Genomic DNA, 10,772 nt, shown 5'->3' on the forward strand with positions numbered 1-10,772 from the left:
AGGTAGCCAAGATTTGATTTACTACTGGCTGCCATCATTTTGAACGGTAGTAATTTAATGAACGAACATAACCAACCGGCTGGCTCGTAAAACCATGACTTTTCGTTCAGGCACTATATAGATCTTTTCATTGGGGAACATAACGATGGAAAAGCGTTTTTCCAGATCAGCAACGATGATTCCCAGTTCGGGACCTTTTAGAACTTCAATGCAGATCATGTTATTTTTGACATAGGCTTTTCCCTGATTGGTAACACCCTGCTTGGTGTTGATCCAGTCTGCAGTAAACTCCGCAGCATGAGCCGGAGCATAGAAATGAAACAAAGCCAAAACTATTGCGGTGATACATCCAAGAATTCTTTTATGCATGATGTCTCCTTTTCCGTTTGTAATTGAGGCCATATCATCAAAAGAAAAAATTACCCGGACAAAATAGCCTCCGGCATTTTTCAATAATGGAATCGAGGCACACCAGTTTGGTATAAATTTATGAATATGGTGCTAAACTTCAGGCCAAGATCAAAACTGAATATATTTAAAGCCAGAATAAGCAGGTAATGATAAACGCTCTCTGTTATAAGCAATTAAACCGACTGAAATGAGTATGAATGAGAATCCATGGCGAAAGAAGACAGGCTGTTTCCGAGAATACCGTATAAATTCATAAGAATGTAGAGGTGACTGATGTTGGCAGTGTAGCAATAAATGGAATTGTTCGAAAAATGACTCAGGATGATTTTTATCATGATTATTAAACAAAAAATTCGATTTACCAAAGGAACCTGTTTTGCCGATAACTGTTTAATATATCCTTACCATATACTTACCCTTTTTGCTATGAAACAGATCACACAATCGGTGTGAAATTCATCACATTGTTTCTCGGATTCGATATTTCTCAGTCCTAAAATCAGGTTTTATGGAAATTCAGGGGAATGTTTTCGCTTATCGTGTTGATTTTATGAGATATGTCTTTTTTCTTGACTTGAATGCCTTTTAGGAATAATTTTGAAATCGTTTTAAAAATAGTATGTAGAAACAATTTCAAGGGTATATCAGATGGCCGAAAAAGTGTTTGTCGCAGAAAACCATATGGCGGTATTTGAATGCCCGCAATGTAAAATAGCAAAGAGAGTGGATGTTTCCAAGTATAAGGATATCCACCAGGTGGTCAGGATAAAGGTCAAATGCCCATGTGGACATTCCTATAAGGTTGTTCTGGAAAGAAGAAAATATTTCAGGAAAGATGTTAATTTCCCGGGTACATATACGCATGTTCTTCCCGATTACAGAGAAGACAAGGGGGCAATGACCGTAAAAAATCTGTCCCGCGCAGGCGTCAAGATCAAACTCAATGCTGAGAAAGACTTCAAAATAGGCGATATCCTTACCGTGGAATTTCGGCTTAATGATCAGCAAAGGTCATTCATCAAAAAAAAGGTTGTAATAAAAAAAATATCCGACCTTTACTTGGGTGTTGAGTTTGGTTCGGTAGATTCTTCTGACCCAAGCGATAAGGCCATCGGGTTTTATATGTTTAACTAGCACAAGCCAGGGTAAAGCTATTTTTAAGATATTGTGTTCTTGGGGCCAAACATCTCTTTTTAGATGATTTCATTTTTCCCAATGCAGTTGCCAGACAATAAAATTTGCTCAAGATTTCCACAGGTTTTCCGATATAGTATATCAGGGTGAGTAGTACAAATTATTTATTCAAAGGAGCGGGATATGCATACCTGTACCTACTGCGGAAAAACACATCATGTCGGATTTGTTTCCACACGGCTGGCAGGCACGGACGGGGTTTCGCTGGAAACCGAAAAATGGACGGATGTTTTTGAAAACGAAGGGTTTTGCTGTTTTTATTTTGCAGGAGAACTGGACAGGCCGGAGAAATGTTCATACCTGGTGGAGCAAGCCCATTTTAAACACCCGGATATAAAAGATATTCATCGAAAATGTTTTGGAGTAAACAAGCGCGACAGAAAAACCACAGATAAGATTTACCAATTAAAGACGATTTTAAAGGATCACCTGTATAAATTTATCAAAAAATTCGATATTGAGCTCCTCATTCCGCAAAATGCCTTAACCATTCCGTTGAATCTTCCATTAGGGATTGCCCTTACACAGGTCATTTCCGAAACCGGAATTCCGACCATTGCACACCATCATGATTTTTTCTGGGAACGGCAGCACTTTCTGACCAACGGGGTCTGGGAATATCTTAACATGGCATTTCCGCCCCATCTTCCGTCAATCAGCCATGTGGTGATAAACTCTTCCGGGGATCATCAACTGGGTCTGAGAACCGGTATTTCATCCACCATCATTCCCAATGTGATGGACTTTGAAAATTCACCTCCTCCGGTTGATAAATATGCTTCGGATGTTCGCCAGGCTCTGGGTGTTGAAGATGATGAACTTTTGATTTTACAACCCACCCGTGTGGTAAAGCGGAAGGGGATTGAGCATGCCATCGAGCTTGTCCACAGACTGGGGATGAAAGCAAAACTGGTTATTTCACATGCGTCAGGTGATGAGGGGTATGACTATCAAAACAGGGTGAAGGAATACTCAAACATGCTGGGGGTGAATACTGTTTTTGTTTCCGAGATTATTAATGAGCGCAGGGGAAAAACCAAAGACGGAAGAAAAATATATACCCTGGAAGACATTTACCCCCATGCCGACCTCGTCACTTACCCGTCCAACTACGAAGGCTTCGGCAATGCCTTTTTAGAAGCGATTTACTTTCGTAAGCCCATCGTGGTAAATACGTATTCGATTTATTCAATGGATATCAAGCCGAAAGGATTTTCAGTGGTTGAACTTGACGGATACGTCACGGAAAAGGCCGTTGAGCAAACCAGACGGGTTCTGCAAAATCCTGAACTTTGCGAAAGAATGGTTGAAAAAAACTACCAAATTGCCACCCGCTATTTTTCCTACAAAGTCCTGCGGAAGAAGCTGAAAGCCTTGATCTTTGACTGCATTGCCTGCCATCCCGGCGAAAATTGCTAATAAATGGGTTCCAATCCACACAGGCTCAAAACAGGAGTAACAGCCGGCATCACCAAGGGGTGGAGTGGATTTGTCTGGATGTTGCAGATTATTATTCCCATCTCCTTTTTCACTTCACTTTTAAGCTACAGCGGCTGGATGGATAGCATCGATTTTATGTTACAGCCGTTGATGACCCTTTTAAATCTTCCATCAATGGCTGCTCTTCCGATTTTGGTTGGCATACTTACCGGAATTTATGGAGGTATTGCGTCCATGGTCGTGCTTCCCTTGACCGGCGATCAAATGACACTTGTTGCCGTTTTTCTCCTGATCGCCCACAACCTGGTCCAGGAGGGAATTGTGCAGGCCAAATCCGGTATTCATCCGTTAAAGGCCACCCTTTTCCGTCTCATTGCTGCGGTCATTACAGTGATCATTGTTGGCCGGTTTCTCAAGCCGGACACACCGGCAGTCATGTCGCAAGGCATATCCATGGCGGTCACCCAACCATTTATGGCCATGCTGAAAAACTGGTTTGTGGCCTCTTTTTATCTTTGCCTTAAGATGTTTGTGGTTATCATGGCCCTGATGATTCTTCTTGGAATAATGAAAAGCTATAGCCTCATTCATCATATTGCCCGGGTGATCCGTCCTGTTCTAACGGCAATAGGGCTGAATCAAAAAGTCGGCATTTTGTGGATTACTGCAGCTGTGTTCGGGATTGCATATGGTGCGGCAGTCATAGTGGAAGAAGCCAAAGAAGGACATTTTAACCGGGAAGAGCTTGAAAAACTTCATATCTCAATTGGAATTAACCATGCCATGGTTGAAGATCCGACCCTTTTTTTAGCACTCGGACTCAATGCATTCTGGCTATGGGTTCCCAGGCTTATGGCAGCCATACTTGCCGTGCATCTCTATGCTTGGTGGCACCGGATAAAAAGCCGCTAGGCCCAGAATGATTTTTTCCATAGAAACAAACAGTCGTTTTTCAATCTTAGCTTGGTTCATCCGGGCAATCGCCTATTCGCCCGTTACAAGACTTAACAAATGAGATAGACATCTTAAACGCCCCCTATCTTCTCAGTTAAACCCATACAGGCAGAGACGATCAACGCTGCCGTGGGATTCTGTCCCCTGGGGCTGGCTCAAATCTAATTGAAGCGAGATAGCTGCCGTACCTTCATTTCTAGATAAGATTGTTATGTCTTGTAACGGGCGAAAAGGCGATTGCCCGGACGAACTTTAGGTTTCATATTTCGTTGTGCCAAGTCGGGCATGAAAATTTTTGAGAATTACTATAAAAAACTCCGATGCAAACATCCAAAATATATCCCGAGGCATCATTAAATGAATACATGCTCACTCAGACAAAAGGCGCCGCCAAAAGGGATAACCTGCATGTCATATTTAGCTTTATATCTATAAATATCCAAAATAATACAAATTAAAATATTTTGACGTTGTGCATGAAATATTTTTATTTCTTCTTGACATCCGATTTGACACTCTGATAAATTGAATGAACATTCATTCATAAAATTAAATTTGACGCTGCTATTTACAGGGAGAGACGATCATCAGCACTTATAATAAAAATGATAAATACAAACGTATTCTTGAGGCTGCTGTAAAAGTATTTGCCAAGCAAGGTTTTTATCAGTCAACCATTTCTCAAATCGCCAAAGAAGCAGGAGTTGCTGACGGTACCATCTATCTTTATTTTAAAAATAAAGATGACATTCTGGTGCAGTTTTTCACTTACAAGACCAAGCAGGTATTTGAGCGATTCAGAAAAGAGGTTGAAAAAGGTAAAACCACCAAAGATAAACTTTTAAATCTTATTCGCCATCATCTTAAGGTGTTTCAGCGCAACAGGGATATGGCAGTATTATATCAGGCCGAAACACACCAGAGCCACCGCCTGGCGGAAGATCAAATCAAAGAAATGTCCAAGATGTATCTTGATATTATTTCTGAAATTGTTGAACAGGGGCAGCAGCAAGGAAGTATTAGAAAAGACCTTTATTTGAGTCTGGTTAAGCGTTTTATCATAGGCTCTGTTGATGAAGTCATCAATACATGGTTACATTCAGACGGTAAATACGACCTGGTTTCCATGGCTGATCCGCTGGTTGAACTTTTCATCAGGGGAATCGGCAGCAATGAATAAATTTAAAATGGGTTTTGCTTTTTTACACGCCATCAATATTGCCATAGGCGATCAATAAACATTAAACAAGGAGAATAGACCATGGCACAGCAAATTGCGGATAGAAGGGATGTCGATTTTATACTTCATGAGGTTTTACAGGTGGAGCAGCTCAGCAAGCATGAAAAGTTTGCCGAATTTAACAAAAAGACGGTGGATCTGATTGTTACGGAAGCGCGTAACCTGGCGATTAAAGAGATCCTTCCCACACGGGAAATCGGTGACAAGGAGGGTCTTCAATTTGATAAGGGGAAGGTAACCATTCCGGAATCTTTTCACCGGGCGTATGAGCTTTTTAAAGAGGGCGAGTGGCTGGCCATGACCGAAGACCCGGACTGGGGGGGGCAGGGGATGCCCAGATCGGTTGCCATGGGGGCCAATGATTATCTGGTCGGTGCTAACCTTGCTTTTATGATGTATCCCGGGCTGACCCATGGCGCAGGAAAGCTTGTCGAGACATTCGGGACCGATAAGCAAAAAGAGCTTTTTTTAAAAAAGATGTATACGGGGGAATGGACCGGAACCATGCTGCTTACGGAACCTGAAGCAGGATCAGACGTGGGCGCGCTGACCACCTCGGCGGTTAAAAATGATGATGGAACCTATTCCATCACCGGAAATAAGATTTTTATTTCCTCCGGCGAACACGACCTGGCGGAAAACATCATTCACCCTGTTCTGGCCAGAATTGAAGGAGCGCCGGAAGGAACCAAAGGTATATCCCTTTTTCTTGTTCCCAAGATATGGGTTAACGATGACGGAAGCCTGGGTGAGCCCAACGACGTTGTCTGTACGGGCATTGAAGAAAAAATGGGAATTCATGGGAATTCAACTTGCTCCCTGTCTCTCGGAGGAAAAGGAAAGTGCAGAGGAACTCTTCTGAGTGAAGAAAACAAGGGGATGCGAGCCATGTTTATCATGATGAACGAAGCCCGCCTCCTGGTAGGATTGCAGGGATTTTGCTGTGCCAGCACTTCCTATATGTGTGCGGTGAATTATGCCAAGGAACGGGTTCAGGGAAAAAACTTGCTTCAAATGATGGATAAAAACGCGCCATCTGTACAGATTATACAGCATCCCGATGTCAGACGGCAGCTTCTGACTATGAAAGTTTACGTGGAAGCCATGCGGAGCCTTATTTATTACATCGGGATGTGTGAGGACCGGATTTCCATTTCAGACAGCGATGAGGAAAAGGAAAAGTACAAGGGAATCATTGATGTCCTGATTCCTGTCGCCAAAGGGTATGTGACCGACAAAGCTTTTGAAGTCTGCAGTTACGGCATGCAGGTTTATGGAGGATACGGATATATTAAGGATTATCCCGTTGAGCAGCTTCTTAGAGATTGTAGAATTGCCATGATTTACGAGGGAACCAACGGCATTCAGGCCATGGACCTTTTGGGCAGGAAGCTGGGGCTGAATAATGGAAAACCGATTATGGATCTTTTGGGAGAAATGCAAAAGACGATTGCCCAGGCCAAGTCGGTTGAAGCGGTAAAAGATTTTGCCGTCAAATTTGAAGAAGCCTTAAACAAACTGGGTGAAGTGGCGTTGCATATGGGACAGGCAGCCATGTCACCCAAGGTTTTAAATGCCTTTGCTTTCGCCCATCCATTCATGGAAGCCACCGGCGATGTGGTTTTTGCCTGGTTGTTGTTGTGGCGTGCCACTGTAGCAGCCACAAAGCTTGAAGAAGGTGCCAAGAAAAAAGATATCGCCTTTTATGAAGGACAGCTTAAAAATATTGAATTTTTTACCCACTCCATTTTACCGATCACTCATGGAAAAATGGCGGCCATTCTGGATACAAATGGCGCGGCGGTCGAGATGTCCGAAGCTTCCTTTGGCGGATAGAGTGAAAGGTGGAAGGTAGGAGGTGGAAGGTGAAACGAATGTTAACATTCTCTTTCAACCTTCGTCCTTCAGTCTTCCACCTTTATCCTTATACCTTTTCCAGTTTTGCCAGTTCTTCTGCTTTCAGGTCTTTTTTAAGAACCTTGCCCACATTGGTTTTGGGCAACTCATCTCTAAATTCAATCATGGTCGGCAGCTTAAAGGTGGCTAGCTTGCCCTTACAGTATTCCAGCAACTCTTCCTCGGTTGCCGTTTCTCCTTCATTGAGCACCACAAACACTTTGGCCTGCTCACCGCGTGACGGGTGAGGAACACCTATGGCCGTGGCTTCCATAACCTTCGGATGCTCAAAAAATACCTCTTCTATATCGCGAGGATAGACATTGAATCCGCCTGACAGGATCATGTCTTTTTTGCGGTCAACAATATAAAAGTAGCCTTCTTCATCCATCTTGGCGATATCTCCGGTATATAGCCAGCCGTCTTTCAGGGTTGCATTCGTTTCTTCCGGCATTCCCCAGTAGCCTTTCATTACCTGGGGACCTTTGACTATGATTTCGCCGATTTCTCCCACCGGCATATCAGTTTTGCCGTCATCCAGGCTTACAATTCGACAATCGGTATCAGAAATGGGAAGTCCGATGCTGCCGACTTTCCTCTTGCCGCCGGCAAAAGGATTGATGTGAACCACCGGTGTCGACTCAGTGAGCCCAAACCCTTCTACAATAACGGATCCGGTCTTTTGTTCAAAATCCCGAATCACCTCCACCGGAAGGGGAGCACTTCCGGAAAAGCAACCCTTAATCGATGTCATATCGGTATCTTTGATTTTAGGGTGATTGAGCATACCGATGTACATGGTGGGCACCAGGGGGGCAAAGGTGGGTTTAAACTTACCGATGGCTTCCAAGAGGGGTTCCGGCTGGGGTTTTGGAACCAGCACATCACCCCATCCCATATATATGGCAAAATTCATGGCGGTTGACAGTCCGAACGAATGGAAAAAGGGGAGTGCACCCAGCATGATTTCTCCACCGGGACCAAAGGTGGGAAACCATGAACGAATTTGCTGGACCTGTTTGCTTAAATTGGCATGGGTCAGCATGACCCCTTTGGAGACGCCGGTGGTACCACCGGTATATTGATACATGGCCACATCTTCGAAGGAAAGATCGACTTTGGGAGGATTGGGGGATGCCCCTGCCAGAACCTCTTTCCACTTATAAAGATTTTCCGCAGATTTTACATCCGCAGCGAGTTTTTTCTTTTTAGCAACCAGTGGAAACAACAGGTTTTTAGGGAAGGGGAGATAATCCCCTATTGAAGTATAAATGATCTGCTTGATCGATGTCTTTGGTCTTAAATCGATCATGCGGTTGCCGAGCAGATCCAAAGTGATGAGCAATTTGGAATTTGAATTATTAAATTGATGTTCAAGTTCCCGGTCGGAATACAGGGGGTTGTTCATCACAGTAATACCCCCGATCTTCATTATGGCGTAATAGGCAACCACACAGGGAATGACGTTAGGCAGGAGAATTGCCACGCTGTCGCCCTGTTTAATTCCAAAATCAGTAAGCACCGTGGCAAAGCAATCGACCATGTTTTTCAACTCACGGTAAGTCACCTTATATCCCTGAAAAAGAAGTGCCATCCTATTGGGAAACTGATCGGCTGACCTTTCCAGAAACTCCGGAAGAAATGTTTCTTCATAATCAACATGCTCCGGCACCCCCTTTTCATAACTGGCCAGCCAGGGTTTATCCTGGTATCTGATTTCTTCTGTCATAAGAACCTCCTTTTTCAAGTTGTTAAACAATTTTATTCATGTTATGACAATTTTTTAATAAATTTGCAACAGTAAGTCACAAACAAATTTTTTCCTTGACAGGGAGAAAATCTGTCTGTTAAAAAATGAATGAACACTCATTCATTTTTTTATTTCAAGTAACATATAATAAGAAAAAAGGAAAGTTAAAAATGGAAACTGCGTTGATCTCTCCAGCCAAAGCGCTGATTTTAGGTATGCCTTCAGTGATTTTTTCCGTGATTATTCCTCTGGCCGGTATTGGTATCTTTATTTACATTATGTTGCGGCGAATGGCCCCTATGATTAAGGCGGCACCCGACGATCGCTTTAGTCGTATTTCCTACCGGATTATAAAGCTGATTAAAATATGGCTTTTTCAATATCGCCAGCCAAGATATATGCTGGCCGGTGTTCTGCACATACTTATTTTTGCCGGATTTTTAATTTTAAGTATCCGGTCCACCTCTCTGGTGATCCTTGGCTTCTGGGACGGCTTTGTAATACCGGGTTTCGATAGCGCTCTCGGGCATGTATATAATTTTGTTAAAGACTATGCCGCCACATGGGTCCTGATTGCATGTATCATTGCAGCCATACGAAGGGGTATTTTTAAGCCTGAAAGATATGCCGTACCTGAAAAGTACGGTCATGATCACACCGCAGAAGCCGTCTTTGTTCTCGGGCTTATTTCTTTGCTCATGATTTCCGAAAGCCTTTTTGAAGGAAGCTTGGTTGCCGCACAGATGCAGAGCGGTACTCACGCAGAGTTTTTGCCCCCTTTAACCATCGCCTGGTTTTTCAGCAAAATTTTATCGGGTACGTCCCAGGCGACCCTGCAGAATGCCCATCTGGCTTCTTATTTTGTGCATGATATCACCTTTTTCTTTTTTCTGTGTTTTCTCCCCTTAGGAAAGCATTTTCATGTCATTACCTCTGTTTTTAACGTATTTTTCATGAGATTGGACACAGGTACCGTTAAGCCGGTGAGGTATGGGGTGGATGAGGATCATCTAGACGATCTTGAATCCTTTGGGGTGAAGAAGTTTGAGGATTTTACCTGGAAACATATACTTGATTTTTATTCATGTGCTGATTGCGGAAGATGTTCCGACCAGTGTCCGGCGAATGCCGTCAAACGTCCCCTGTCTCCCAGGTTTATCTCCATAAAAGGCCGGGACTACGCATTTGAGCACTATCCCATTTTTTCCGGAAATGTTGCCACCGACAAGCCGCTCATCGGCGATATATATGAACAGGATGAAATATGGTCATGTACAACCTGCGGTGCCTGCGAGCAGGAATGTCCGTTGGGAATTGAGTATATAGACAAGATCGTTGATTTGAGAAGGGGCATGGTGGATGAAGGCGATGTTCCCCAGTCTCTCCAGAAACCGCTGAGAGCCATTGAAAAAAGGGGGAATCCCTGGGGAAAAATGGAGAAAAAACGTGCGGACTGGACCAAGGCGGACGGCTTTGATGAAGACTGCAAAGTAAAAATCCTGGGTAAAAAAGAATCGGCAGAGACGCTCTATTTTGTGGACAGCATCACATCCTATGATGACAGAATGCAGGATATCGCCAGGGCCACAGCCAGGGTGCTTGCCTGTTCCGGTATCGATTTCGGCATACTGGGGAAAGCCGAAAAAGACAGCGGCCATGAGGTTAAAAGATTCGGCGAAGAAATGCTTTTCCAGGATTTAAAAGATAAAAATACGGATGCCATTCTCGAATCAGGGATAACCGGTATTGTGACTGCGGATCCCCACGCATTTAATGCATTAAAAAAGGACTATCAGGACCTGCCTCCGGTAGAACATATCAGCCAGCTGATGTTAAGAAATATAAAATCAGGGAAGATTCGATTAAAGAATGTGGATGACCCGGGCA

At 43.5% G+C, this 10,772-nt stretch carries 8 protein-coding genes and 1 pseudogene; 7 read left to right on the forward strand and 2 right to left on the reverse strand.

Annotated features, from left to right (window positions below; all coding sequences use genetic code 11):
• Positions 1–54: 54 nt before the first annotated feature.
• Positions 55–369: a hypothetical protein gene (locus SWH54_05510; protein MDY6790709.1), complete on the reverse strand. Its 315-nt coding sequence runs from the start codon at positions 367–369 to the stop codon at positions 55–57.
• 690 nt (positions 370–1,059) lie between these two features.
• Between SWH54_05510 and SWH54_05515 the strand changes: the two genes are divergently transcribed.
• From SWH54_05515 to SWH54_05540, 6 genes and pseudogenes are all read left to right on the forward strand, one after another.
• Positions 1,060–1,545 (forward strand): PilZ domain-containing protein, encoded by a 486-nt coding sequence (locus SWH54_05515; protein ID MDY6790710.1) that lies wholly within the window; start codon positions 1,060–1,062, stop codon positions 1,543–1,545.
• A gap of 183 nt (positions 1,546–1,728) precedes the next feature.
• The gene (locus tag SWH54_05520) at positions 1,729–3,024 is read left to right on the forward strand and encodes a glycosyltransferase family 4 protein (GenBank protein ID MDY6790711.1); all 1,296 of its coding nucleotides are present in this window, start codon (positions 1,729–1,731) and stop codon (positions 3,022–3,024) included.
• A gap of 3 nt (positions 3,025–3,027) precedes the next feature.
• Complete coding sequence (locus tag SWH54_05525; protein ID MDY6790712.1) at positions 3,028–3,957, forward strand: nucleoside recognition domain-containing protein; 930 nt, start codon at positions 3,028–3,030, stop codon at positions 3,955–3,957.
• Between the two features lie 664 nt (positions 3,958–4,621).
• Positions 4,622–4,744, forward strand: a pseudogene (locus tag SWH54_05530) (helix-turn-helix domain-containing protein).
• 9 nt (positions 4,745–4,753) lie between these two features.
• Positions 4,754–5,179, forward strand: a complete 426-nt coding sequence (locus SWH54_05535; GenBank protein ID MDY6790713.1) for a TetR/AcrR family transcriptional regulator C-terminal domain-containing protein — start codon at positions 4,754–4,756, stop codon at positions 5,177–5,179.
• 81 nt (positions 5,180–5,260) lie between these two features.
• The gene (locus SWH54_05540; GenBank protein ID MDY6790714.1) at positions 5,261–7,075 is read left to right on the forward strand and encodes an acyl-CoA dehydrogenase; all 1,815 of its coding nucleotides are present in this window, start codon (positions 5,261–5,263) and stop codon (positions 7,073–7,075) included.
• Between the two features lie 88 nt (positions 7,076–7,163).
• Here SWH54_05540 and SWH54_05545 read toward each other — a convergent pair whose 3' ends face one another.
• Complete coding sequence (locus tag SWH54_05545) at positions 7,164–8,864, reverse strand: long-chain fatty acid--CoA ligase (GenBank protein MDY6790715.1); 1,701 nt, start codon at positions 8,862–8,864, stop codon at positions 7,164–7,166.
• A gap of 191 nt (positions 8,865–9,055) precedes the next feature.
• On the opposite strand from SWH54_05545, the gene SWH54_05550 reads away from it, so the two are divergent.
• Positions 9,056–10,772 (forward strand): (Fe-S)-binding protein (locus SWH54_05550; GenBank protein ID MDY6790716.1); only part of this gene is annotated, 1,717 nt, incomplete at its 3' end.

It is taken from the genome of Thermodesulfobacteriota bacterium, assembly GCA_034189135.1.
Classification (GTDB): Bacteria; Desulfobacterota; Desulfobacteria; order Desulfobacterales; family JAUWMJ01; genus JAUWMJ01.

Excerpts from the sequence above, each read along its gene's own strand:
- SWH54_05510 (MDY6790709.1), bottom strand. The coding sequence starts at position 369 with ATGCATAAAAGAATTCTTGGATGTATCACCGCAATAGTTTTGGCTTTG.
- SWH54_05515 (MDY6790710.1), top strand. The coding sequence starts at position 1,060 with ATGGCCGAAAAAGTGTTTGTCGCAGAAAACCATATGGCGGTATTTGAA.
- SWH54_05520 (MDY6790711.1), top strand. The coding sequence starts at position 1,729 with ATGCATACCTGTACCTACTGCGGAAAAACACATCATGTCGGATTTGTT.
- SWH54_05525 (MDY6790712.1), top strand. The coding sequence starts at position 3,028 with ATGGGTTCCAATCCACACAGGCTCAAAACAGGAGTAACAGCCGGCATC.
- SWH54_05540 (MDY6790714.1), top strand. The coding sequence starts at position 5,261 with ATGGCACAGCAAATTGCGGATAGAAGGGATGTCGATTTTATACTTCAT.
- SWH54_05545 (MDY6790715.1), bottom strand. The coding sequence starts at position 8,864 with ATGACAGAAGAAATCAGATACCAGGATAAACCCTGGCTGGCCAGTTAT.